At 68.4% G+C, this 23,001-nt stretch carries 36 protein-coding genes; 2 read left to right on the forward strand and 34 right to left on the reverse strand.

Annotated elements, in window-relative coordinates:
• Window positions 1-26: 26 nt before the first annotated feature.
• The 6 genes from H1226_RS25700 to infA form a co-directional block, all read right to left on the reverse strand.
• The gene (locus H1226_RS25700; protein WP_224956624.1) at window positions 27-1,109 is read right to left on the reverse strand and encodes a DNA-directed RNA polymerase subunit alpha; all 1,083 of its coding nucleotides are present in this window, start codon (window positions 1,107-1,109) and stop codon (window positions 27-29) included.
• A gap of 143 nt (window positions 1,110-1,252) precedes the next feature.
• Window positions 1,253-1,858, reverse strand: coding sequence for a 30S ribosomal protein S4 (gene rpsD, locus H1226_RS25705; protein ID WP_224956626.1), 606 nt, complete (start codon window positions 1,856-1,858; stop codon window positions 1,253-1,255).
• Window positions 1,859-1,881: 23 nt separating this feature from the next.
• Entirely contained in the window at window positions 1,882-2,286 is a 405-nt protein-coding gene (rpsK, locus tag H1226_RS25710; RefSeq protein ID WP_224956627.1) for a 30S ribosomal protein S11, read from the reverse strand.
• Window positions 2,287-2,311: 25 nt separating this feature from the next.
• Window positions 2,312-2,692, reverse strand: a complete 381-nt coding sequence (gene rpsM / locus H1226_RS25715) for a 30S ribosomal protein S13 (RefSeq protein WP_224956628.1) — start codon at window positions 2,690-2,692, stop codon at window positions 2,312-2,314.
• Window positions 2,693-2,864: 172 nt separating this feature from the next.
• A complete protein-coding gene (gene rpmJ, locus H1226_RS25720; RefSeq protein ID WP_184476415.1) occupies window positions 2,865-2,978 on the reverse strand; it encodes a 50S ribosomal protein L36 in 114 nt (37 codons plus the stop codon).
• A gap of 53 nt (window positions 2,979-3,031) precedes the next feature.
• Entirely contained in the window at window positions 3,032-3,253 is a 222-nt protein-coding gene (gene infA, locus H1226_RS25725; RefSeq protein WP_009948665.1) for a translation initiation factor IF-1, read from the reverse strand.
• A gap of 581 nt (window positions 3,254-3,834) precedes the next feature.
• Between infA and H1226_RS25730 the strand changes: the two genes are divergently transcribed.
• Both H1226_RS25730 and H1226_RS25735 read left to right on the forward strand, forming a co-directional pair.
• Window positions 3,835-4,476, forward strand: a complete 642-nt coding sequence (locus H1226_RS25730) for a class I SAM-dependent methyltransferase (RefSeq protein WP_258343604.1) — start codon at window positions 3,835-3,837, stop codon at window positions 4,474-4,476.
• Between the two features lie 115 nt (window positions 4,477-4,591).
• The gene (locus H1226_RS25735; RefSeq protein WP_258343605.1) at window positions 4,592-5,194 is read left to right on the forward strand and encodes a class I SAM-dependent methyltransferase; all 603 of its coding nucleotides are present in this window, start codon (window positions 4,592-4,594) and stop codon (window positions 5,192-5,194) included.
• A gap of 118 nt (window positions 5,195-5,312) precedes the next feature.
• Here the strand turns inward: H1226_RS25735 and map are convergent, their stop codons facing one another.
• The 28 genes from map to tuf all read right to left on the reverse strand — a co-directional run bounded on the left by map (window position 5,313) and on the right by tuf (window position 22,922).
• Window positions 5,313-6,104, reverse strand: a complete 792-nt coding sequence (map, locus tag H1226_RS25740; protein WP_258343607.1) for a type I methionyl aminopeptidase — start codon at window positions 6,102-6,104, stop codon at window positions 5,313-5,315.
• A gap of 32 nt (window positions 6,105-6,136) precedes the next feature.
• Window positions 6,137-6,691, reverse strand: coding sequence for an adenylate kinase (locus H1226_RS25745; protein ID WP_224956632.1), 555 nt, complete (start codon window positions 6,689-6,691; stop codon window positions 6,137-6,139).
• A gap of 264 nt (window positions 6,692-6,955) precedes the next feature.
• Window positions 6,956-8,260, reverse strand: coding sequence for a preprotein translocase subunit SecY (secY, locus tag H1226_RS25750; RefSeq protein ID WP_224956633.1), 1,305 nt, complete (start codon window positions 8,258-8,260; stop codon window positions 6,956-6,958).
• A 515-nt stretch (window positions 8,261-8,775) separates the two neighbouring features.
• Window positions 8,776-9,372 (reverse strand): hypothetical protein, encoded by a 597-nt coding sequence (locus tag H1226_RS25755; protein WP_258343610.1) that lies wholly within the window; start codon window positions 9,370-9,372, stop codon window positions 8,776-8,778.
• 82 nt (window positions 9,373-9,454) lie between these two features.
• Entirely contained in the window at window positions 9,455-10,060 is a 606-nt protein-coding gene (locus H1226_RS25760; protein WP_224956637.1) for a hypothetical protein, read from the reverse strand.
• An 89-nt stretch (window positions 10,061-10,149) separates the two neighbouring features.
• On the reverse strand, window positions 10,150-10,650 hold the full coding sequence (locus H1226_RS25765; RefSeq protein WP_258343613.1) for a hypothetical protein: 501 nt from the start codon (window positions 10,648-10,650) through the stop codon (window positions 10,150-10,152).
• 536 nt (window positions 10,651-11,186) lie between these two features.
• Window positions 11,187-11,636, reverse strand: coding sequence for a 50S ribosomal protein L15 (rplO, locus tag H1226_RS25770; protein WP_224956641.1), 450 nt, complete (start codon window positions 11,634-11,636; stop codon window positions 11,187-11,189).
• A 2-nt stretch (window positions 11,637-11,638) separates the two neighbouring features.
• Window positions 11,639-11,821, reverse strand: coding sequence for a 50S ribosomal protein L30 (gene rpmD / locus H1226_RS25775; protein ID WP_224956643.1), 183 nt, complete (start codon window positions 11,819-11,821; stop codon window positions 11,639-11,641).
• 1 nt (window position 11,822) lies between these two features.
• Window positions 11,823-12,434, reverse strand: coding sequence for a 30S ribosomal protein S5 (gene rpsE / locus H1226_RS25780; protein ID WP_184476393.1), 612 nt, complete (start codon window positions 12,432-12,434; stop codon window positions 11,823-11,825).
• 42 nt (window positions 12,435-12,476) lie between these two features.
• Entirely contained in the window at window positions 12,477-12,881 is a 405-nt protein-coding gene (gene rplR / locus H1226_RS25785) for a 50S ribosomal protein L18 (RefSeq protein ID WP_255614166.1), read from the reverse strand.
• Between the two features lie 2 nt (window positions 12,882-12,883).
• Window positions 12,884-13,423 (reverse strand): 50S ribosomal protein L6, encoded by a 540-nt coding sequence (gene rplF / locus H1226_RS25790; protein ID WP_224956647.1) that lies wholly within the window; start codon window positions 13,421-13,423, stop codon window positions 12,884-12,886.
• Between the two features lie 12 nt (window positions 13,424-13,435).
• The gene (gene rpsH / locus H1226_RS25795; protein ID WP_184476384.1) at window positions 13,436-13,834 is read right to left on the reverse strand and encodes a 30S ribosomal protein S8; all 399 of its coding nucleotides are present in this window, start codon (window positions 13,832-13,834) and stop codon (window positions 13,436-13,438) included.
• 221 nt (window positions 13,835-14,055) lie between these two features.
• Entirely contained in the window at window positions 14,056-14,241 is a 186-nt protein-coding gene (locus tag H1226_RS25800; protein ID WP_184476381.1) for a type Z 30S ribosomal protein S14, read from the reverse strand.
• A 42-nt stretch (window positions 14,242-14,283) separates the two neighbouring features.
• Window positions 14,284-14,847 carry a 50S ribosomal protein L5 gene (gene rplE, locus H1226_RS25805; RefSeq protein ID WP_224956649.1) on the reverse strand — a complete coding sequence of 188 codons (564 nt, stop codon included), beginning with the start codon at window positions 14,845-14,847 and terminating at the stop codon, window positions 14,284-14,286.
• 2 nt (window positions 14,848-14,849) lie between these two features.
• Window positions 14,850-15,164 carry a 50S ribosomal protein L24 gene (gene rplX / locus H1226_RS25810; protein ID WP_224956651.1) on the reverse strand — a complete coding sequence of 105 codons (315 nt, stop codon included), beginning with the start codon at window positions 15,162-15,164 and terminating at the stop codon, window positions 14,850-14,852.
• The gene (gene rplN, locus H1226_RS25815) at window positions 15,164-15,532 is read right to left on the reverse strand and encodes a 50S ribosomal protein L14 (protein ID WP_224956653.1); all 369 of its coding nucleotides are present in this window, start codon (window positions 15,530-15,532) and stop codon (window positions 15,164-15,166) included. The genes rplX and rplN overlap by 1 nt, the downstream gene beginning before the upstream one ends.
• 140 nt (window positions 15,533-15,672) lie before the next feature.
• Window positions 15,673-15,954 carry a 30S ribosomal protein S17 gene (gene rpsQ, locus H1226_RS25820; RefSeq protein ID WP_224956655.1) on the reverse strand — a complete coding sequence of 94 codons (282 nt, stop codon included), beginning with the start codon at window positions 15,952-15,954 and terminating at the stop codon, window positions 15,673-15,675.
• Window positions 15,951-16,193, reverse strand: coding sequence for a 50S ribosomal protein L29 (gene rpmC, locus H1226_RS25825; protein WP_224956657.1), 243 nt, complete (start codon window positions 16,191-16,193; stop codon window positions 15,951-15,953). Before rpmC ends, rpsQ begins: the two co-directional genes overlap by 4 nt.
• The gene (rplP, locus tag H1226_RS25830) at window positions 16,193-16,612 is read right to left on the reverse strand and encodes a 50S ribosomal protein L16 (RefSeq protein ID WP_224956659.1); all 420 of its coding nucleotides are present in this window, start codon (window positions 16,610-16,612) and stop codon (window positions 16,193-16,195) included. Before rplP ends, rpmC begins: the two co-directional genes overlap by 1 nt.
• Before the next feature lie 3 nt (window positions 16,613-16,615).
• Entirely contained in the window at window positions 16,616-17,515 is a 900-nt protein-coding gene (rpsC, locus tag H1226_RS25835) for a 30S ribosomal protein S3 (RefSeq protein ID WP_224956660.1), read from the reverse strand.
• Window positions 17,515-17,928 carry a 50S ribosomal protein L22 gene (rplV, locus tag H1226_RS25840; protein WP_224956661.1) on the reverse strand — a complete coding sequence of 138 codons (414 nt, stop codon included), beginning with the start codon at window positions 17,926-17,928 and terminating at the stop codon, window positions 17,515-17,517. Before rplV ends, rpsC begins: the two co-directional genes overlap by 1 nt.
• 32 nt (window positions 17,929-17,960) lie before the next feature.
• Window positions 17,961-18,242 carry a 30S ribosomal protein S19 gene (rpsS, locus tag H1226_RS25845; RefSeq protein WP_224956662.1) on the reverse strand — a complete coding sequence of 94 codons (282 nt, stop codon included), beginning with the start codon at window positions 18,240-18,242 and terminating at the stop codon, window positions 17,961-17,963.
• 18 nt (window positions 18,243-18,260) lie between these two features.
• Window positions 18,261-19,094, reverse strand: a complete 834-nt coding sequence (gene rplB / locus H1226_RS25850) for a 50S ribosomal protein L2 (protein ID WP_224956663.1) — start codon at window positions 19,092-19,094, stop codon at window positions 18,261-18,263.
• 32 nt (window positions 19,095-19,126) lie between these two features.
• Window positions 19,127-19,426, reverse strand: coding sequence for a 50S ribosomal protein L23 (gene rplW / locus H1226_RS25855; RefSeq protein WP_224956664.1), 300 nt, complete (start codon window positions 19,424-19,426; stop codon window positions 19,127-19,129).
• Entirely contained in the window at window positions 19,423-20,094 is a 672-nt protein-coding gene (gene rplD, locus H1226_RS25860) for a 50S ribosomal protein L4 (RefSeq protein ID WP_258343640.1), read from the reverse strand. The genes rplW and rplD overlap by 4 nt, the downstream gene beginning before the upstream one ends.
• Window positions 20,094-20,744, reverse strand: coding sequence for a 50S ribosomal protein L3 (gene rplC / locus H1226_RS25865; protein WP_224956667.1), 651 nt, complete (start codon window positions 20,742-20,744; stop codon window positions 20,094-20,096). Before rplC ends, rplD begins: the two co-directional genes overlap by 1 nt.
• A gap of 63 nt (window positions 20,745-20,807) precedes the next feature.
• Window positions 20,808-21,113, reverse strand: coding sequence for a 30S ribosomal protein S10 (gene rpsJ / locus H1226_RS25870; protein WP_009948626.1), 306 nt, complete (start codon window positions 21,111-21,113; stop codon window positions 20,808-20,810).
• A 615-nt stretch (window positions 21,114-21,728) separates the two neighbouring features.
• Window positions 21,729-22,922 (reverse strand): elongation factor Tu, encoded by a 1,194-nt coding sequence (tuf, locus tag H1226_RS25875; RefSeq protein WP_224956669.1) that lies wholly within the window; start codon window positions 22,920-22,922, stop codon window positions 21,729-21,731.
• Window positions 22,923-23,001 lie beyond the last annotated feature (79 nt).

Raw genomic sequence — 23,001 nt, forward strand, 5'->3', positions numbered from 1 at the left:
TCGGGTGGCCCTCCCGCGCAACACAGCTACAGCTGCTCTGTCTCCGCGTAGTCCTGACCGTCGTCGTAGCCGTTGTCCTCGGCCACCGACAAGGAGCCCAGCGGGGTGTCGTCGTCCGCCGACCAGCCCTCCGAGGCGTACTCGGCAGCGGCGGCCGACGGGTCGAACCCGGGCGGGCTGTCCTTGAGGGACAGGCCCAGACCCACCAGCTTCAGCTTGACCTCGTCGATGGACTTCGCACCGAAGTTGCGAATGTCCAGCAGGTCGGCCTCGCTGCGCGACACCAGCTCACCGACGGTGTGGATCCCCTCCCGCTTGAGGCAGTTGTAGGAACGCACCGTCAGGTCCAGGTCCTCGATCGGCATCGCGTAGGCCGCGATGGTGTCGGCCTCCGCGGGCGACGGCCCGATCTCGATGCCCTCGGCGTCCACGTTGAGCTCGCGCGCCAACCCGAACAGCTCGACCAGGGTCCGACCGGCCGACGCGACCGCGTCGCGCGGCGTGATCGACGGCTTGGTCTCGACGTCCAGGATCAGCTTGTCGAAGTCGGTGCGCTGCTCGACGCGGGTCGCCTCGACCTTGTACGTCACCTTCAGCACCGGCGAGTAGATCGAGTCGACCGGGATGCGGCCGATCTCGGCACCGGTCTGCTTGTTCTGCACCGCCGGGACGTAGCCGCGACCGCGCTCGACGACGAGCTCGATCTCCAGCTTGCCCTTGCCGTTGAGCGTGGCGATGTGCAGGTCCGGGTTGTGCACGGTGACCCCGGCCGGCGGCACGATGTCGGCCGCGGTGACCTCACCGGGGCCCTGCTTGCGCAGGTACATCGTGACCGGCTCGTCCTCCTCGGAGCTCGTGACGAGCTCCTTGAGGTTCAGGATGACGTCGGTGACGTCCTCCTTCACGCCCGGGATGGTGGTGAACTCGTGCAACACGCCGTCGATCCGCAGGCTGGTGACGGCCGCACCGGGGATCGAGGACAGCAGGGTGCGGCGCAGCGAGTTGCCGAGGGTGTAGCCGAAGCCGGGCTCCAGCGGCTCGATGACGAACCGGGAGCGGGTCTCGGTCACGGCCTCTTCGGCCAGTGAGGGTCGCTGGGAGATGAGCATGTGAGTTTCCTTTGCCTACGACGCCCGCTATTTGACGTCGGTGGAATGGCTGCCCGCGGCGAACCGCGGGCGGACGGCGGAATCCGGCTCCGCCGCCCGGACGGCCACCGCCGGCGACCTGGTGGGGCCGCCGGCGGGAAGCATCACTTCGAGTAGTACTCGACGATGAGCTGCTCGGTGACCGGGGTGTCGATCTGCGCGCGCTCCGGGAGCTGGTGCACCAGGACGCGGAGGTTCGACGGGACGACCTGCAGCCACGCCGGCACCGGCCGCTCGCCCAAGGTCTCCTTGGCGATGATGAACGGCGTGGTGTTGATCGACTTCGGCTTCACGTCGATGATGTCGAACTTCGAGACCTGGAAGCTCGGAACGTTCACCTTGGTGCCGTTGACCACGAAGTGGCCGTGGCTGACCAGCTGCCGCGCCATCCGCCGGGTGCGGGCCAGGCCCGACCGGTAGATCACGTTGTCCAGGCGGGACTCCAGCAGCTGCAGGAGGTTCTCGCCGGTACGGCCGGTGCGGCGGTTGGCTTCCTCGTAGTACGAGCGGAACTGGCGCTCGAGGATGCCGTAGGTGAAACGAGCCTTCTGCTTCTCCTGGAGCTGCAGCAGGTACTCGGTTTCCTTGATGCGCGCGCGCCCGTGCTGACCCGGCGGGTACGGACGACGCTCGAACGCCTGGTCCCCACCGATGAGGTCAACCTTCAGACGGCGGGACTTGCGGGTCGCGGGACCGGTGTAACGTGCCATCTTCTTCTACTCCTCTCCCGCGATCAGACCCGGCGCCGCTTGGGCGGCCGGCAACCGTTGTGCGGCTGCGGGGTCACGTCCTGGATCGTGCCGACCTCGAGGCCGGCGGCCTGCAGCGAGCGGATCGCCGTCTCGCGGCCCGAACCCGGGCCCTTCACGAAGACGTCGACCTTCTTCATGCCGTGCTCGGCGGCCTTGCGGGCAGCGTTCTCAGCGGCCATCTGCGCGGCGTACGGGGTGGACTTGCGGGAGCCCTTGAACCCGACGTGGCCCGCGGAGGCCCAGCTGATCACAGCACCGGTCGGGTCCGTGATGGACACGATGGTGTTGTTGAAGGTGCTCTTGATGTGCGCCTGTCCGTGCGCGACATTCTTCTTTTCCTTGCGCCGCACCTTCTTGACGGCGCCGGTGCGAGACTTGGGTGGCATAGCTGTCGTGGTCTCCTAGCGACGCTTACTTCTTCCCGGCCTTCTTCTTGCCGGCGACCGTCTTCTTCGGCCCCTTGCGGGTACGGGCGTTGGTCTTCGTCCGCTGCCCGTTCAACGGGAGGTGGCGGCGGTGCCGCGTCCCCTCGTAGCAACCGATCTCGATCTTCCGGCGGATGTCGGCCGCGACCTCGCGGCGCAGGTCACCCTCGACCCGAAAATTGTTCTCGATGTAGTCGCGGAGCTTCGCGAGCTGCTCGTCGTCGAGATCCTTCGCGCGGGCGTCGAACGAGATGTCCGTCGCCTTCAGGATCTCCTGGGAACGGCTGCGGCCGATCCCGAAGATGTAGGTCAGCGCGACCTCCATGCGCTTGTCGCGCGGGAGGTCGACACCGGTGATCCGTGCCATTGCGGCAGGTCTCCTTCGTGTCGTTCCAGGTCTGCAACCCCAGCCACCTCCGCGCCGCGGACGGCGCGAAGCCCCGGCCTGGAACCGGGGGTCGACCGGCTCACCTCGCGAGCCGGCAGGTCAGGGGAGTTCCCTTGGATTGTCTGTAGCTACCCGTCTGCGACGGACGCGATCAGCCCTGGCGCTGCTTGTGGCGCTGGTTGTCGCAGATGACCAGGACCCGCCCGTGACGGCGGATGATCTGGCACTTGTCGCAGATCTTCTTCACACTCGGTTGGACCTTCACGGCCTGTGCTCTCCTGCTCGGACGCGTGCCCGGTCTCCCGGACACCGTGGAGGTCACTTGTAGCGGTAGACGATGCGCCCACGGGAAAGGTCGTAGGGCGAGAGCTCCACGACGACCCGGTCCTCGGGCAGGATGCGGATGTAGTGCTGACGCATCTTGCCACTGATGTGCGCGAGGACCTTGTGCCCGTTCTCCAACTCGACGCGGAACATCGCGTTGGGGAGCGGCTCGATCACGCGACCCTCGACCTCAATGGCCCCGTCTTTTTTGCCCATGTCCTCCGCGTTTCGTGACGGTGACGGTTGGTAAGGCTTGCGCCTTCGGCCACCTGACCAGGAGACTTCCCCCAGGACTGGTGGCAGGCGCACTGCGGCCGGTCCGGACGCCCTGAGCCCTGCGGCGTGAACCGCTGGACACCCGTGGGGCGACTTGGCCAGCGAGCCGGAACCGACCCCCTGCACGCGCCCCCTGCGAGCAGGACGCACGACGAACCGGCGCGATGAGTGCGCCGTTGCTCCACTGTACGCGCACGCGGATCGCGCCCTCACCCGGGGCCGGGCAACACCCCAGGTCGGCGGGCTCGGCCGGTTCGGCGGACGCCCGCGGGCCGGGTCCCTCCCGGCGCGGCGGTGGGGCGGGACCGCCCACTCGGGCGGTTGCGGGGCCGCTCGCGGGCTGTCTACGTTCGATCTCACCCGGCGGCGCGACGACGACGTCGCCCGGAGCCGCGGGCACTCCGGTCACCGGTGCCTCCGCCGCGCACCCCGGCCACGGGAAGCCGCGAGGCCGCCCGCCCAGGGCATCGGCCACCCCAGCGATCCCGTTCCGACCACCGAACCGCGCTTCGAGGAGAGCAGTGACCGCCCAACAGGACCGTCCCGCCAGCACTCGCCCATCCGGCCTGCCCGGCAAGCTCGGCGAGTACCGCGCCTTCCTCGCCGGAGCCGTGCGCAACCCGCAGAAGGTCGGCGCGGCCACCCCCACCTCGGCGGCGGTCGCCGGGGTCGTCGCCCAGGTCGTGCCCACCACCGGCCAGCCCGTGGTGCTGGAGCTCGGCCCCGGCACCGGTTCGCTCAGCGGCGGCATCCGGGAGCGGCTGCCCGCCGGGGCGCGGCACGTCGGCATCGAGCTCGTCGACGAGATGGTGCGCCACCTGCGGGTGCACGCCCCGTGGATGGAGCTGGTCCACGGCGACGCGGGCGACCTGGTCCCGCTGCTGGCCGAACGGGGCGTCGACCAGGTGGACGCCGTGATCAGCAGCCTGCCCTGGTCGCTGCTGGGCGAAGCCGACCAGGACCGGATCCTCGGCGAGGTCACCAAGGTGCTCGCCCCGCACGGCGCGTTCACCGCGCTGACCTACCTGCCCGCCGAGCACAACACCGGCGGGCGGCGCTTCCGGCAACGGCTCGCCGCCACCTTCGACGAGGTCATCACGCACACCACGTGGCGCAACTTCCCGCCGATCCTGCACTACATCTGCCGCCGACCGCTGCTCTGATCGGACGGACCGCCCAGCGCACGCAATTCCCCCGCACGGCAGCGTCATCGCCCGCGCGCGGCGCCCGAGTCGCTACCGTGCCGCACGGACCGCCCGACCGATCCAGGAGCGCCGAGTGAGCAAGCGAGCCAAGCTGCACGAGTACCGCACCTTCGTCACGCGAGCCGTGCGGCAGCCCGGAACCGTAGGTGCGGTGCTGCCCACCTCCGAGCACGTGGCCCGCGCGGTCGCCGAGGCCGTACCCGCGCACGGGACGCCGACGGTCCTCGAACTGGGCCCCGGCACGGGGGCGCTGAGCGGCGCGCTGCACGAGCGGCTGCCCGCGGGTGCCGACCACTTCGCGGTGGAGATCGACTCGGAGATGGTGCGCTACCTCGCCGCGACCAAGCCGTGGCTGGAGGTCATCGAGGGCGACGCCGGGCACCTCGGCGACCTGCTGCGCACCGCGGACCGCAGCCAGGTCGACGCGGTGATCAGCAGCATCCCGTGGACCCTGCTGCCGGCGGACAAGCAGCGCGAACTGCTCGCGGAGGTCGCGAAGGCGCTGACCCCCGGCGGCGTGTTCACCACCGTCACCTACGTGACGACGCTGTGGCGGCGGAACACGATCGCCTTCACCGAACTGCTGCGGGAGACCTTCGAGGAGGTCCTGCCGCGCAGCACCGTGTGGCGCAACGTCCCGCCGGCCCGCGTCTACGTCTGCCGCCGCCCCCGCTGACCCCTGCCGCCGCAGCCCTGCCGCGAACGCGTGCGCGCGGGCGGGCCGGTGGCCCCGAACAGCGGAACGCCCCACCCGCCGGATCGGCGAGCGGGGCGTCCTGCGCGTTCGGGTCCGGTCAGCTCTCCGGGGCGGTCAGCACCCAGGGGCCGTTCTCGGTGATCGCGACGGTGTGCTCCCAGTGGGCCGCGCGGGAACCGTCGACGGTGACAACCGTCCACTCGTCGTCGAGCTCCTCCGTCTCCGCGGAACCCAGCGTCAGCATCGGCTCCACCGCCAGCGCCATGCCGACCCGCAGCTTCGGGCCGCGGCCCGGCTTGCCGAGGTTCGGCAGGAAGGGCTCCATGTGCATCTCGGTGCCGATGCCGTGCCCGCCGTACTCGGCGATGATCCCGTACTGGTTGCCGTCGGCCTTGGCCGCGGCCTGGGCGGCGCTCTGCACCGCGTGCGAGATGTCGGTGAGGTGCGCACCGGCCTGGGCGCGCTGCAGACCGGCCCACATGGCCTTGCGGGTCGCGTCGGACAGCGCCTGGTCGCGGGCGCCGACGGTCCCGACGGACAGCGTGACCGCGGAGTCCCCGTGCCAGCCGTCCAGGATCGCCCCGCAGTCCACCGAGAGCAGGTCTCCGTCGGCGAGCACCTCGGACTTCGAGGGGATGCCGTGCACGACCTTCTCGTTCAGCGACGCGCAGATCGACGCCGGGAAACCGTGGTAGCCCTGGAACGACGGGACCGCGCCCGCGTCCCGGATCACCTGCTCGGCGAGCTCGTCGAGCTCACCGGTGCTCACGCCCGGCTCCGCTTTCGCGGTCACCGCGGCGAGCGCGTCGGCGACGACCAGCCCAGCGGCCCGCATGGCCTCGATCTCGCCGGTCGATTTGAGCTCGATGCCCTTGCCTCGCCGAAACACCCGTGCTCCCGTCCGTTCCTCGGTGCCGCTCGTCAGGCCTTCTGGCCCAGCGCGTCCAGCGCGCGGTCGGTGATCTCCTCGACCGAACCGAGCGCGTTGATCTTGACCACCTTGGGGCGGTAGTAGTCCAGCAGCGGCTCGGTCTCCGAGTGGTAGACCGCGAGTCTGCGCCGGATCACGTCCTCGGTGTCGTCGGAGCGGCCGCGGGCCAGCATGCGGCTCACCAGCTCCTCCTCCGGCACGTCGAACTGGAGGACCGCGGAGAGCTCCATGCCGTTCTCGGCCAGGATCTCGCCGAGCACGTCGGCCTGCGGCGTGGTGCGCGGGAACCCGTCGAGCAGGAACCCCTTCTGCGCGTCCGGCTCCGCGAGGCGCTCCCGCACCATCTCGTTGGTGACCTCGTCGGGCACCAGTTCACCGGCGTCGATGTAGGACTTGGCCTGCTGCCCGAGCGGCGTGGAATTGCCGATGTTCGCCCGGAACAGGTCGCCGGTGGAGATGTGCGGAACGGCGAGCCGTTCGCCCAGCACGGCCGCTTGGGTGCCCTTGCCCGCACCCGGCGGGCCGACGAGAACCAATCGCACCAAGGGTCTGCCTCCGAATCATTCCGGTGGTCTGCCGCCACCTTCGTCGAGCGCTCCGCACTCACCCCGTGGAGTGCGGATGCTGGTCACCGCGCGCGTTGCCCGGCGCTCCGGCGACCGTGCGGTGCGCCTGGTATCTCAGCCCAGGCAGGCACCGCGTCAGACGTCGCCGCGGACGGACACCCTAGTGCAAGCGCTGCGCGGAACGCCCGTGAGTGAGCTTCCGCGATGCGAAACGCCGTGTCCGGTATCCGTTGTCCGACGAGTTTACCGGAGGAAACCCTCGTAGTTCCGCTGCGTGAGTTGGCTCTCGATCTGCTTCACCGTGTCCAAGCCGACGTTGACCATGATCAACACAGCGGTGCCGCCGAACGGGAAGTTCTGGTTCCCGCCCTGGCCGGTCAGGCCCAGGAAGAAGTTCGGCAGGATCGCGATGATGCCCAGGTACAGCGAACCGGGCAGCGTGATCCGGGAGAGCACGAAGCTCAGGTACTCCGCGGTCGGCCTGCCGGGCCGGATGCCGGGGATGAACCCGCCGAACTTCTTCATCTCGTCCGCCCGCTCTTCCGGGTTGAACGTGATCGAGACGTAGAAGTAGGCGAAGAAGATGATCATCGCCATGTACAGCAGGATGTGCACCCAGCTGGACGGGTCGACGATGTAGGTCTGGATGAACCGCGCCCACCAGGAGTCCTGGTTGCCCGCGAGCTGCCCGAGCAGCTGCGGCAGGTACAGCAGCGAGGAACCGAAGATCACCGGGATGACACCGGCCTGGTTCACCTTCAGCGGCAGGTAGGTCGAGGTGCCGCCGTACATCCGGCGCCCGATCATCCGCTTCGCGTACTGCACCGGGATGCGGCGCTGCGCCTGCTCGATGAAGACCACCGTCGCGATGATGGCCACCGCGAACACCAGGATCACCGCGAACACCAGGCCGCCGTGCGTCTGCAGGATCTGGCCGCCCTCGGCGGGGATCCGCGCCGCGATCGAGGTGAAGATGAGCAGCGACATGCCGTTGCCGATACCGCGCTCGGTGATCAGCTCGCCCATCCACATCAGCAGTGCGGCGCCCGCCGTCATCACGACCACGATCGTGATGAGGTTCAGCACCGAGCTGTCCGGGATGACGTCCGCGGTGCAGTTCGGGAACAGCTGGCCGCGCTCGGCGAGCGCGACGATGCCGGTCGCCTGCAGCACCGCCAGCGCGATCGCCAGGTACCGGGTGTACTGCGTCAGCTTCGCCTGGCCGGACTGGCCTTCCTTCTTCAGCTGCTCGAAGCGTGGAATGACCACCTGGAGCAGCTGCACGATGATGCTCGCGGTGATGTAGGGCATGATGCCCAGCGACAACACCGACAACTGCAACAACGCGCCACCGCTGAACAGGTTCAACAGCGAGAAGACGCTCTGACTGCCCTGCAACTCCTGGTAGCACTGCTGGACGTTCGGGTACGAGACCCCCGGGGAGGGAATCGTGGCGCCGAGCCGGTACAGCACGACCATGCCCAGAGTGAACAGGATCTTGCGGCGCAGGTCCGGCGTCGCCAGAGCCGAGCGGAAGGCGCCGAGCACGCGAACCTCCTGGTGCGCAAGCCGGGAGTACCGGCCGAACGATGGCCGGCTTCCCAATTCCTCGTACACGGGGCCGGCACGGCTGGAAAATCCACAGCACCGTGCTCGGCACGGTGCTGCCTGGGCGACTCTAGCAGGTCGCCGAACGCGTCCCGCCGGTCGGCGGTGATCCGCCGCACCTCGGATCGTTCCCGTTCGGCGAACACGACTGGGAACAACCCGAGCGACGCACGGTGACCGCCACCGCCGGAGCGGCCCGCCCCGCCCCGTGCGACGGAGAAAACCCCCGCACAGCCCGAATTCGAACCGCCGCGAAGAGTCGCATCATTCGCCTGTCAGCGGCGAAGCCGCTGAGCGGAGACCACCAGAGCAACAGGACCACCCGCGGGTTCTCAGCGTTCTCCTCGCGAGGACAGCTTTGTCGCATGTGGCGGAGCCACCTGCGAAAAAGATCCCGCAGCGAGGAGGACGCTGAGGTTCCGCCACCCCACCCCGGAGCAAGACGAGCGGAACAATCACCCGCAATTCGCGGTGTGTTCCTCCTCCGTCATCGGGCTGGTGTCCTGGACGACCGTGCTCTGCTGGTCCTCGGCCGGGCCGGTGACCTCCATCGGCACGTACCAGATGTAGTGGTCGTAGAACTTGTCCTCGAAGTGCAGCTCGTAGGTGCCCTTCACCTTCTGCATCTTCGGTCCGTAGTAGACCCGCCCGGCGTCGCCCGGCTGCACGTCGATGTTCGTCGTCTGGCTCTCGGTGTGGGATTCCTTCCACTCGTGGCCGTAGCTGGCCTTGAAGGTCACCTTGAACACCTCGCCGAACGAGGTCGACATGGACAGCCCGAGGCTGTTGCTCTCCGAGGTGGTGTCGGACCAGCTGACGCCCATCCGCTGCGGCAGCTCGGTGCAGTTGAACGTCGGGCTGCCCACCTGCTCCGAGGTGTTCTGGAAGTACTCGGGCTCGCCCTCCGGGTGGAACACGCAGCTGTCGGTGCCGTTGTCGCACTTCTCCAGGAGTTCGCGTGCGGTCGGTTCCTCCGCGGCGGAGGCGGGCGGGGCGATCAGCAGTCCCGCGGCGGCGGTCGCGGCCGCGGCGGTGGCGATGCGTCGGATCATCGGGAGACCTCTTCTCGATCGGAGCTCGGCGCGGTCCGCGGGGCGTGGGGGCTGGGGCCGGGCGGCGGGCCCGCCGTTCCCGTCACGGGCATTGGGAGATCTCCTCCTCCGTCATGTCCCGCACGTGCTGGCTGACCGCGCTCGTCGGGTCCGGGGCCGGCCCGGTGATCTCCATCGGCACGTACCAGATGTAGTGGTCGTGGAACTTGTCCTCGAAGTGCAGCTCGTAGGTGCCCTTCACCTTCTGCATCTGCGCGGCGCGCTCCACCGAACCCACCTGGTTCGGTTCGGTGTCCACGTGGGTCGTCTGGGATTCGGTGTGCGACTCCTCCCAGGTGTGCTCGTAGCTCTGCTCGTAGGCGACGGCGAAGACCTTGCCGAACCCGGCTTCCGTGGTCATGGACAGGCCGACGCTGTTGCTCTGCGAGGTGGTGTCCGACCACTCCACCGAGAACCGCTGCAGGCCGTCGGTGCAGTTGTAGACCGGGTCGCCGACGGTGTGCCGGTCCTCCACGTAGTACTCGGGTTGCCCTTCCGGGTGGAACACGCAGCTGTCGGTGCCGTTGTCGCACTTCTCCATGAGCTCGCGGGTGGTCGGTTCGTCGGCGGCCGAGGCCGCGGGGGCGAAGGCCAGCGAGGCCAGCGAGAACGCGGAGACGAGCACCGCGCTGGTCCGGCGTGGGGACATGGCTTCTCCTCGTTGAGAGCGGGGCCCGCGGCGGAACTCGGTGCGGGGCGGCCGGATCGCGCCGCGGGGAGATCCGGCCGCCCGATCGCTCAGCTCAGCCCGACCGACTGGGTGCGGTCGTTCATCAGGTCGCCGACGTAGGCGGTGTTCTCCTTGAACGGCCCGTCGCGGTCGCCGCCGAGGCCCGGCTCGGGGTACAGCCAGATCCAGCAGTCGCCCCACGGCTGCACCGAGGTGACCCGGTCCTTCCAGTCGTCCGGCAGGTCGATCTGGTAGTCGACCCAGCCGTCCTTCTCGCACAACCCGGAGCCGTAGATGGTGAAGCTGTCGCCGCCGTAGTTCTCCTCGTCGAACAGCGTGCCCTGGACGACCTCGCCGTCCCGGGTGTCCGCGGCGGCAGCGCCGGCGCTGCCGGTGGCTTCGGCGAGGGTGTCGAAGCAGTGCTGCTGCCTGGTGTCGGCGTGGAAGGCGCAGTGCCGCGCGGGGGCGGCATCCGCGGTCCCGGCCGCGGTGGCGACTCCGGGAATGGCGGCCGCCAGCAGCGACATCGCCACCAGCGGGAGTCCTGCGCGCAACGTTCGAAGCCGCATGTCCGCTCCTCAGGTCTTCGTCGATCGGAGGTGTGCTTCGGGGCACTTGTCCGATCAAGGTAGAGCGGCGCGAGATTGGTCTGCACCAGCAAATGGGAGGGCTGCATTCGGCGGAACGGCGGCGGGCGCTCACACTTTTCGCGGCGGCCGTTCGGCGCAGCACCACTGCTCCGAGAGCCCCGCGCGGCGACCGGAACCGCGAGCGCCGAACGGCGAAACCGCAGCGCAGCAAGGCCCTCGTCCGCTCGGCGCCGACGTCGGCCGCACCCGGTCGGGAACGCGGAGCGGACCGGCCGCGCACCACCGCCGTTCACCGCGGCGGCACGATCCGTTCACCACGGCGGCGCGGAAACCGCGGCGCAGCGCGCCCCGCACCCGGCCGACGAACCGGAACCGCAGGTCAGCGCCTCTCGCCCGCGAGGTGGAACGGCGAAGAACCAGGAAATCACCAGAATCCGGCGCTCCGGCCCCGCACATGCGAAAGGGCCGGCCGACCCGAAGGTCGACCGGCCCTCACGACCGGATCACCGCGTCGTTCAGCTGTCCAGCTTGGTCGCCGAACCGCCCGCGGCAGTGATCTTCTCCTGCGCGCTGCCGGTGAAGGCGTGCGCGGTGACGTCCAGCTTGACGCCCTCCAGCTCGCCGCCACCGAGGATCTTCACCAGTTCGCCCTTGTTGGCGAGACCGGCCGAGATCAGCTCGTCGAGACCGACGGTGCCGCCGTTCGGGAACGCAACGGCCAGGCGGCCGAGGTTCACGCCCTGGTACTCCACGCGGTTGCGGTTCTTGAAGCCGCGAAGCTTCGGCAGCCGCATGTGGATCGGCATCTGCCCGCCCTCGAAGCGCGGGGAGACGGTCTTGCGAGCCTTGGTGCCCTTGGTACCGCGGCCCGCGGTCTTGCCCTTGGAACCCTCACCACGGCCGACCCGGATCTTGTCCCGGTTCGAACCCGGCGCGGGCCGCAGGTCATGGATCTTGATGACCATGATCAGTCGACCTCCTCAACCGTCACCAGGTGGTGCACGGCCTTGATCAGGCCACGCGTGTTCGCGTCGTCCGGGCGAACAACCGACTGGCGGATCTTGCGCAGCCCGAGGGTGCGCATGCTGTCCCGCTGGTTGCTCTTGGTGCCCACCAGACCACGCGTCTGAGTGATCTTCAGCTGTGCCACGTCACGCCCCCTGACCGGCACGGGCGCGCAGCATGAACGCGGGAGCCACGTCCTCCAGCGGCAGACCGCGGCGGGCCGCGACCTCCTCCGGACGCTGCAGGCTCTTCAGCGCCGCCACGGTGGCGTGCACGATGTTGATCGGGTTGTCGCTGCCCAGCGACTTGCTCAGCACGTCGTGCACGCCGGCGCCTTCCAGCACCGCGCGCACCGGGCCACCGGCGATGACACCGGTACCGGCGCTGGCCGGGCGCAGCATGACGACGCCTGCGGCGTCCTCACCCTGCACCGGGTGCGTGATCGTGCCGCCGAGGCGGGGGACGCGGAAGAAGTTCTTCTTCGCCTCCTCCACGCCCTTGGCGATCGCCGCGGGCACTTCCTTGGCCTTGCCGTAGCCGACACCGACCATGCCGTCGGTGTCACCGACGACCACGAGCGCGGTGAAGCTGAACCGCCGGCCGCCCTTGACGACCTTCGCGACGCGGTTGATCGTCACGACGCGCTCGAACTGCATGCTCTTCTCTTGGGCCGCCCCGCCACGGCCACCGTCGCGGCGGTCCCGGCGGTCTTTGCCGCCGGACTCCGAACCGCCGTCACGCCGAGTGCGTCCAGGCATCAGGCGTCCCTCTCGATCGTTGTCATCTCAGTCGTACGCATGTCAGAACTCCAGGCCGCCCTCGCGAGCGGCATCGGCCAGCGCCGCGACGCGGCCGTGGTAGGCGTTGCCGCCCCGGTCGAACACGACCTTCTCGACCCCGGCGTCCTTGGCGCGAGCCGCAACCAGCTCGCCGACCTTGGTCGCCTTGGCCTTCTTGTCGCCCTCGAGGGTGCGCAGGTCGGCTTCCATGCTGGAGGCCGACGCCAGCGTGTGACCCGCGACGTCGTCGATGACCTGCGCGACGATGTGCCGCGTGGACCGGGTCACGACCAGGCGCGGACGCGCAGGCGTGCCGCTGATCTTCTTGCGGAGCCGGAAGTGGCGGTTGGCGCGGGCGATCCGACGCACGGTCGAGATGTCCTTGCCCACGGGCTTGCGCTTCGTAGCAGTGGTTGTCTCGCTCATGGTCACTTACCCGTCTTTCCGACCTTGCGGCGGATGGTCTCGCCGGCGTACCGGACGCCCTTGCCCTTGTACGGGTCGGGGCGGCGCAGCTTGCGGATCCTGGCTGCGACCTCGCCGACCAGCTGCTTGTCGATGCCCTTGACCGACAGCTTGGTGGCGCCGTCGACCGCGAACTCGATGCCCTGCGGCGGCTCGATCACGATGGGGTGGCTGTAGCCCAGGGAGAACTCGAGGTTCGATCCCTTGAGCAGCACGCGGTAACCCACGCCGTGAATCTCGAGGTTCTTCTGGTAGCCCTGGCTGACGCCGAGCACCATGTTGTTGACCAGGCTGCGCGAAAGACCGTGCAGCGAGCGGCTCTCCCGCTCATCGTCCGGCCGCTTGACCAGGACCGACCCGTCGTCATCCTTCTCGACGATGATGGGCTCGGCGATGTTCTGCTCCAGGGTGCCCTTCGGCCCCTTGACCGTCACCGCCTGCCCGTCGATGGTGACCTCGACGCCGGAGGGCACGGTGATCGGAAGCTTCCCGATGCGCGACATGCTCCTCCTCCCTTACCAAACGTAGGCGAGGACTTCCCCGCCCACGCCTTGCTTGATGGCCTGCCGGTCGGTCACCAGACCACCCGACGTGGAAATGATCGCGATGCCCAGTCCGCCGAGAACCTTCGGCAGGTTGGTGGACTTCGCGTAGACCCGCAGGCCGGGCTTCGAGACCCGTCGCAGGCCGGCGATGCTGCGCTCCCGGTTCGGGCCGTACTTGAGCTCGACGACCAGGTTCTGGCCCTTCTCGCCCTGCTCGGCACGGGAACCCGTCACGTAACCCTCGCGCTTGAGGATCTCGGCGATGTTCGCCTTGAGCTTCGAATGCGGCATCACGACCTCGTCGTGATAAGCCGAGCTTCCATTCCGCAGACGCGTCAGCATGTCTGCGATGGGATCGGTCATCGTCATGGTGACCTGGTCCACCTTTCTCACCCGGTTCCGACGGACCCGGACGCGCCCCGCGCTGCGGGAGGTCTGGATCCTGGCCTAGGCGAAGTCGGATCATGCCTGCTCGATCGGCAGGCTCATGTCAGCGGCGCGCACGCGCGCCCGCCCGCCGAAGCGGGCAAAAGACCTGGTGGTGCCCGCCGAGCGTACCCGTCACCGGGTGGCGCTCAGCGGGCGGGCACTCACCAGGAAGACTTGCTCACGCCCGGCAGCTCGCCGGCGTGCGCCATCTCGCGGAAGCACACGCGGCACAGGCCGAACTTGCGGAAGACCGACCGCGGACGCCCGCAACGCTGGCAGCGGGTGTAGCCGCGCACCTTGAACTTGGGCTTGCGGGCGGCCTTGTTGATCAGCGCCTTCTTGGCCATCGGCTCAGTTCTCCTTGTTTCGACGCCCAGCGATACCCGACATCACTGCTCCTTGAACGGGAAGCCCAGGTGGCGCAGCAGCCGCCGGCCTTCCTCATTGGTGGTGGCCGTGGTCACCACGGTGATGTCCATACCGCGAGGACGGTCGATCGAGTCGGGGTCGATCTCGTGGAACATCGACTGCTCGTTGAGCCCGAAGGTGTAGTTGCCGTTGCCGTCGAACTGCTTCGGCGACAGGCCGCGGAAGTCACGGATGCGCGGCAGCGCGATGGTGACCAGGCGGTCGACGAACTCCCACATGCGGTCGCCGCGCAGCGTGACGCGCGCACCGATCGGCATGCCTTCGCGCAGCTTGAACTGAGCGATGGACTTGCGGGCCCGGCGGATCTCGGGGCGCTGACCGGTGATGATGGTCAGGTCGCGGACCGCGCCTTCGATGAGCTTGCTGTCCCGGGCGGCGTCGCCGACACCCATGTTGACGACGACCTTGACGACGCCGGGCACCAGCATGGGGTTCGCGTACTCGAACTCCTGCTGGAGGGCCGGGCGGATCTCGTCGCGGTACCGGGTCTTGAGCCGGGGGACGATCTTCTCTGCGGTAGTCATGATCAGATGTCCTTCCCGTTGCGGCGAGAGACGCGGACCTTCTTGCCGTCCTCGCCGATCCGGTAGCCCACGCGAGTGGGGTTGCCGTCGGAGTCGACCACCATCACGTTGCTCACGTGGATGGCCGCTTCCTGGGTGACGATGCCGCCGGACTGCGCACCGCGTTCGGTCCGGGAGACCTTGGTGTGCTTCTTGATCCGGTTGACGCCCTCGACGAGGACGCGCTCGCGCTGCGGGTAGGCCGCGATGACCTTGCCCCGGGCACCCTTGTCCTTGCCGGAGATCACGACGACCGTGTCGCCCTTCTTGATCTTCATCACAGCACCTCCGGCGCGAGCGAAATGATCTTCATGTACTTCTTGTCGCGCAGCTCGCGGCCGACGGGGCCGAAGATGCGGGTCCCGCGCGGACCACCGTCCGGCTTGATCAGCACCGCGGCGTTCTCGTCGAACCGGATGTACGAGCCATCCGCGCGGCGCTTCTCCTTCTTCTGGCGGACGATGACGGCCTTGACCACATCGCCCTTCTTCACACCGGCACCCGGAATGGCTTCCTTCACGGTGGCGACGATGACGTCACCGATACCCGCGTAGCGCCGGCCGGAACCACCGAGGACGCGGATCGTGAGGATCTCCTTGGCCCCAGTGTTGTCAGCGACGCGAAGTCGCGACTCCTGCTGGATCACGTCTGACTCCTGACCCTAAGTGCCCGCACCCTGCGCGCGGACACACTCTGGCGCGCCAAATTTCCGACCTGACGCGCGCGGTCATCACCCGAAGAGGGCCGGGCGCCGACATACCGGCGACCGGCCCGCTTCCGATGTCCTTACTTGGCCCGTTCCACGACCTCGACGAGGCGCCAGCGCTTCGTCGCGGACAGCGGCCGGGTCTCCATCAGGAGAACGCGGTCGCCGATCCCGGCCGTGTTGGCCTCGTCGTGCGCCTTGACCTTGGTGGTCTGGCGCATGACCTTGCCGTAGAGAGCGTGCTTCTTGCGGTCCTCGAGGGAGACCACGATCGTCTTGTCCATCTTGTCCGAGACGACGTAGCCCTCGCGGGTTTTGCGGTAGTTCCGCGCCACGCTCTGTCCTTCTGCCTGGCTGCTCATGCCGCGCCCTCCTCGGTCGCGTCAGGGGACACCGTCAGGCCGAGCTCGCGCTCGCGCATGATGGTGTAGATCCGGGCGATGTCCCTGCGGACCACGCGCAACCGGCGGTTGTTCTCCAACTGCCCGGTCGCCATCTGGAACCGAAGGTTGAACAGCTCTTCCTTCGACTCCCGGACGCGGGCCAGCAATTCCTCGTCGCCCAGCTCCCGGAGCTCACCAGCGGTGACACCAGCCGCCATCAGAAGTCACCACCCTCGCGGGACACGATCTTGCACTTCATCGGCAGCTTGTGCGCCGCACGGGTCAGCGCCTCCACAGCCGTCTTCTTGTTCGGGAAGTTCAGCTCGAACATGACACGGCCGGGCTTGACGTTCGCGACCCAGGACTCGGGCGAACCCTTACCGGAACCCTGCCGGGTCTCGGCCGGCTTCTTCGTCAGCGGGCGGTCCGGGAAGATGTTGATCCAGACCTTGCCGCCACGCTTGACGTGCCGGGTGATGGCGATACGAGCCGACTCGATCTGCCGGTTGGTCACGTAGCCGTGCTCGATCGCCTGGATGCCGTATTCGCCGAAGTTGATGCGGGTGCCGCCCTTGGCGAAGCCCTTGCGCTTCGGTGCGTGGCTCTTGCGCCACTTCACCCTGCGTGGGACCAGCACTGCTCAGCCCTCCGTCTTCTGATCGGCCTGCGGCTCGGCCACGGCCGGGGCGTTGGCGGTCGCCGCGTCGCCCGCGGTCTGCGCCTGCTCCGGGCTCTCCGCCGTACCGCCCTTGGCTGCGGCGCGGCCGGCTTCGGTGCCGCCGGCACCGGTGGTGCCGGAAGCGCCGGAGCGACGGCGGCCACCGCGCTCGGAACGGCCGCCGCGCTCACCGCGGCCGCCACCCTCGCCGCGAGGCGCGCGCACCTCGGACTGCTCCTGCTTCTGCTTCAGGCCGCCGACCAGCTCGCCCTTGTAGATCCACACCTTGACGCCGATGCGACCGAACGTGGTGCGGGCCTCGAAGAAGCCGTAGTCGATGTCCGCGCGCAGCGTGTGCAGCGGGACGCGACCCTCGCGGTAGAACTCGGAACGGGACATCTCGGCCCCGCCCAGCCGGCCACCGCACTGCACCCGGATGCCCTTGACCTGCGGCGAGCGCATGGCCGACTGGATGGCCTTGCGCATCGCGCGCCGGAAGGACACGCGGTTGGACAGCTGCTCGGCCACGCCCTGCGCGACGAGCTGCGCGTCGGCCTCGGAGTTCTTGACCTCGAGGATGTTGAGCTGGACCTGCTTGCCGGTCAGCTTCTCCAGCGAACCGCGGATGCGGTCCGCCTCGGCACCGCGACGGCCGATGACGATGCCCGGCCGGGCGGTGTGAATGTCCACCCGGACCCGCTCGCGGGTGCGCTCGATCTCCACCTTGGAGATCCCTGCGCGCTCCATACCGCGAGAGAGCCGACGGCGGATCTTGACGTCCTCCGCAACGTATTCCGCGTACTGCTTGTCGGCGTACCACCGGGACTTCCAGTCCGTGGTGATGCCGAGTCGGAAGCCGTGCGGGTTGATCTTCTGACCCACTACCGGGCACTCCCCTTCTGGCTCTTCGTCTTACCGGCCGCCTTCGGCCGCGACTCCACCTCGATGGTGATGTGCGCGGTCCGCTTGCGAATCCGGTACGCACGGCCCTGGGCACGGGGCTGGAACCGCTTCAGCGTCGGTCCCTCGTCCACGTACGCCCGGTGCACCCACAGGGTGTCGGGGTCGAGCGACTGGTTGTTCTCCGCGTTGGCGACGGCACTGGCGAGCACCTTCGACACCGGACCGCTGGCGGCCTGCGGCGCGAACTGGAGCACTGCCAGGGCTTCGCTGGCGCTACGGCCCTTGATGAGCTCGACCACGCGACGGGCCTTCATCGGCGTCACGCGGACGAAGCGGGCCCGCGCCACCGCGCGGGTGTCAGCCGCAGCGGTGTCGTCGGAACGGGCTGTCATCCTGCTACCCCTTGCTCTTGGTTCGCCCCCGCTCAGCGGCGGCGCGACTTCCGGTCATCCTTGACGTGGCCCTTGAAGGTCCTCGTCGGCGCGAACTCGCCCAGCTTGTGTCCGACCATCGACTCGGTGATGAACACCGGGATGTGCTTGCGACCGTCGTGCACCGCGAAGGTGTGGCCGAGCATGTCCGGGATGATCGTGGACCGGCGGGACCAGGTCTTGATCACGGTCTTCTTGCCCGACTCGTTCAGCGCGTCCACCTTCTTGAGCAGGTGGTCGTCCACGAACGGGCCCTTCTTGAGGCTGCGTGGCATGTGCTTCTACCTCCCTGCTCAGCGCTTCTTGCCGGTGCGACGGCGCCGGACGATGAGCTTGTCACTGGGCTTGTTGCGGCGGGTGCGACCCTCGGGGCGGCCCTTGGGGTTGACCGGGTGGCGACCACCGGAGGTCTTGCCCTCACCACCACCGTGCGGGTGGTCGACCGGGTTCATGACGACACCGCGGACGGTCGGGCGCTTGCCCTTCCACCGCATGCGGCCTGCCTTGCCCCAGTTGATGTTCGAGTGCTCGGAGTTGCCGACCTCGCCGACGGTGGCCCGGCAGCGCGCGTCCACGTTGCGGATCTCGCCCGAAGGCATCCGCAGCTGGGCGTACGGGCCGTCCTTGGCCACCAGCTGGACCCGGGCACCGGCGGAACGCGCGATCTTGGCGCCGCCACCGGGGCGGAGCTCGATCGCGTGGATCACGGTACCGGTCGGGATGTTGCGCAGCGGGAGGTTGTTCCCGGGCTTGATGTCAGCCCGCGGCCCGCTCTCGACCCGGTCGCCCTGCCCGATGCCGTTCGGCGCGATGATGTAGCGCTTCTCGCCATCCAGGTAGTGCAGCAGCGCGATGCGTGCGCTGCGGTTCGGGTCGTACTCGATGTGCGCGACCTTGGCCGGCACACCGTCCTTGTCGTTGCGGCGGAAGTCGATGATGCGGTAGGCCCGCTTGTGGCCCCCGCCCTGGTGCCGCGTCGTGATCTTGCCGTGCGCGTTGCGGCCGCCGCGACCGTGCAGCGGACGCACCAGCGACTTCTCCGGCTCCGACCGGGTGATCTCGGCGAAGTCGGACACGCTGGAGCCGCGACGGCCCGGCGTCGTCGGCTTGTGCTTGCGAATGCCCATCTCTGTAGAAACCTCGTCCTAATCAGCGCCGGTCAGGCGGCCGGTCCGCCGAAGATCTCGATCGGCTTGCTCTCCGGGGACAGCGTCACGATCGCCCGCTTCGTGTCCTTGCGCTTGCCGTACCCGGTGCGGGTGCGCTTGCGCTTGCCGTTGCGGTTGATCGTGTTCACGTTGGTGACCTTGACATCGAAGATCTTCTCAACGGCGATCTTGATCTCGGTCTTGTTCGAGCCGGGGCGAACCAGGAAGGTGTACTGGCCCTCCTCCAAGAGCCCGTAGCTCTTCTCGGAGACGACCGGCGCCAGGATGATGTCTCGCGGGTCGGGGATCACTGCTGTGCCTCCTCAGCGCTCGCGGCCGTGGCGACCTGCGCAGGCCCGGCGACGAACCGCTCGAACGCGGCCTTGGTGAACACCACGTCGTCGTTGACCAGCACGTCGTAGGTGTTGAGCTGACCCGGCGTGATCAGGTGCACGTTCGTCAGGTTCCGCAGGCTCAGCCAGGAATTGGCCTCCTCCGCGTTGTTCAGCACGACCAGCACGCGCTTCGCCTGGGTCCAGGTGCGGACCGCGGCCTTGGCGGCCTTGGTCGACGGCGTCTCGCCACCGACCACGTGCGTCACGACGTGCAGCTGGCCGGCGCGAACGCGGTCGGACAGCGCACCGCGCAGCGCGGCGGCCTTCATCTTCTTGGGGGTGCGCTGGGTGTAGTCCCGCGGCTGCGGGCCGTGCACCGTGCCACCACCGGTGAACTGGGGAGCCCGGATCGAGCCCTGGCGGGCGTTACCGGTGCCCTTCTGCCGGTACGGCTTCTTGCCGCCACCGGAGACCTGGCCGCGAGTCTTCGTGGAGTGCGTGCCCTGGCGAGCGGCGGCCAGCTGGGCCGTCACCACCTGGTGCATCAGGGCCACGTTGGCCTGCACGTCGAAGATCTCGGCGGGCAGCGTCACGCTGCCGTCGGTCGCGCCGTCCGGGGTACGGACGTCCAGCGTCGCGCTCATCACGCACCACCCTTCGCGGGGCTCTTGACCAGAACCAGGCCGCCCTTGGGGCCGGGAACGGCACCCTTGATCAGCAACAGGCCGGACTCGCCTTCCACCCGGTGAACCTTGAGGTTCTGGGTGGTCACGCGGTTGGAGCCCATCCGGCCCGCCATCCGCATGCCCTTGAAGACACGACCCGGGGTGGCGCAGCCACCGATCGAGCCGGGCTTGCGGTGCACGGCCTGCGCACCGTGGCTCATCGGCTGGCGGTGGAAGCCGTGCCGCTTGATCGTGCCGGCGAAGCCCTTGCCCTTGCTGGTGCCGACGACGTCGACGACCGCACCGGACTCGAACACCTCAGCGGTGATCTCCTGGCCGACTTCGTACTCACCGGCGTCGTTCGTGCGCAGCTCCACGAGGTGGCGGCGCGGCGTGACCCCGGCCTTGGTGAAGTGGCCGGTGCGCGGCTTGTTCACCTTGCGGGGGTCGATGGCGCCGAACGCCAGCTGCACGGCCGAATAGCCGTCCTTGTCGGGGGTACGGATCTGGGTGACCACGTTCGGCCCGGCCTGCACGACGGTCACCGGGACGACCCGGTTGTTCTCGTCGAAGACCTGGGTCATGCCGAGCTTGGTGCCCAGAATCCCCTTGATCTGCCTGTCAGACATCAGTCTTGTTCTCTCCGCACTACGGCCGGCCCGCGGACGAGCCGTCTCAAGATGGGCCGACCCTTACTGGATGTTCACGTCGACGCTGGCCGGCAGGTCGATGCGCATCAACGCGTCCACCGTCTTCGGCGTCGGTTCGAGGATGTCGATGAGCCGCTTGTGCGTCCGCATCTCGAAGTGCTCCCGCGAGTCCTTGTACTTGTGCGGAGAGCGGATGACGCAGTAGACGTTCTTCTCCGTCGGCAGCGGCACCGGCCCGACGACCCGAGCGCCGGTGCGCGTCACGGTCTCGACGATCTTGCGCGCGGACGCGTCGATCGCCTCGTGGTCGTAGGCCTTGAGCCGGATGCGGATCTTCTGTCCCGCCATAGTGGCTTGCCGTTCCTCTAGTCTCGTGCCGCCAGTGGTCGGCGCTGTGGCGGTCCTCAGCTCGATGCTGACGACGGCGCCTGCGCCCATGGGCTTCGGGTGCCCGTCGCGGCCTGGGCCGGTGAGCTCCCGGCGGGATGACTCCCGCACGGAGGGCCCAGCCCTCGGTCCGCCCCTGTTCAGGTTGCTGGTGCCCGGTACACGCGGTCGGGCGTGTCGCCCACTGCGCACAGACCGGTCCCACCGAACTTCGCCGTTGGGATGGATCCGAGAGCTTCTCGAAAGACACCCTCTAAGACCCGTACACCTAGTTCTTTGCACCCTGCCGGACGGCGACGCGGGAAGACTCCCGTCGCAGCGCCCAGGCCCGGCCGAAACCGGTCCTGCTCCGAAACTCCAGGGCGCGGGGCTTCTCGTGGCGGAGCGGCCGGGACTTCCACTGACAGGTGATGAACACCCGGGAAACCGGCCGCTCCGAACGAGCAACCCATACAGGATGACACACGCCGGATGCCAGCCCGAATCGGGGGGTGGTTTCCGGGTCCGCGCCGCGGCACGACCCCGAAAACCAGCGAGGGCCTGCTCCCTGGGAAGGAAGCAGGCCCTCGCGGTGGATCACTTGATGATCTTGGTGACGCGACCCGCGCCGACCGTACGACCACCCTCGCGAATCGCGAAGCGGAGGCCGTCGTCCATCGCGATCGGCTGGATCAGCTGCACCGTCATCTCGACGTTGTCACCCGGCATGACCATCTCGGTGCCCTCGGGGAGGGTCACGACGCCGGTCACGTCGGTGGTGCGGAAGTAGAACTGCGGCCGGTAGTTGTTGAAGAACGGGGTGTGACGGCCACCGTCCTCCTTCGACCGGATGTAGACCTGGCACTCGAACTCGGTGTGCGGGGTCGTGGTCTTCGGCTTGACGACCACCATGCCGCGCTCGACATCCTCGCGCTTGATACCGCGCACGAGCAGACCGACGTTGTCACCGGCCTGGCCCTCGTCCAGCAGCTTCCGGAACATCTCGACGCCGGTGACCGTGGTCTTCAGCGCGGTGTCCTTGATGCCGACGAGCTCGACCTCTTCGTTGACCTTGATGATGCCGCGCTCGATGCGACCGGTCACCACGGTGCCGCGGCCGGTGATCGAGAAGACGTCCTCGACCGGCATCAGGAAGGGCTTGTCGGTCTCGCGCTCCGGGTCCGGAACGTTCTCGTCGACCGCGTCGAGCAGCTCGACGATCTTGTTGGACCACTCGGGGTCGCCCTCGAGCGCCTTCAGCGCGGAGACGCGGATGACCGGAGCGTCGTCGCCGTCGTACTCCTCGCCGGAGAGCAGCTCGCGCACCTCCATCTCCACGAGCTCCATGATCTCCTCGTCGTCGACCATGTCGGCCTTGTTCAGCGCGACGAGGATGTAGGGCACGCCGACCTGGCGAGCCAGCAGCACGTGCTCACGCGTCTGCGGCATCGGACCGTCGGTGGCGGCGACGACCAGGATCGCCCCGTCCATCTGAGCGGCACCCGTGATCATGTTCTTCACGTAGTCGGCGTGACCGGGGGCGTCGACGTGCGCGTAGTGACGCTTCTCGGTCTGGTACTCGACGTGCGCGATCTGGATCGTGATGCCGCGCTGCTTTTCCTCGGGAGCCTTGTCGATCTCGTCGAACGGCGTGAAGGGGTTCAGCTCCGGGTACTTCTCGTGCAGCACCTTGGTGATGGCCGCGGTGAGCGTGGTCTTGCCGTGGTCAACGTGACCGATGGTCCCGATGTTGACGTGCGGCTTGTCCCTCTCGAACTTCGCCTTAGCCACTGGATTGTCCTCCTGGACTTGGTTCTCTTTCCGCCGTACGACTAGCCAGTCCCCGCGTTGCGCGAAGATTCAGTGCCAG

The organism is Saccharopolyspora gregorii (assembly GCF_024734405.1).
Lineage (GTDB): Bacteria > Actinomycetota > Actinomycetes > Mycobacteriales > Pseudonocardiaceae > Saccharopolyspora_C > Saccharopolyspora_C gregorii.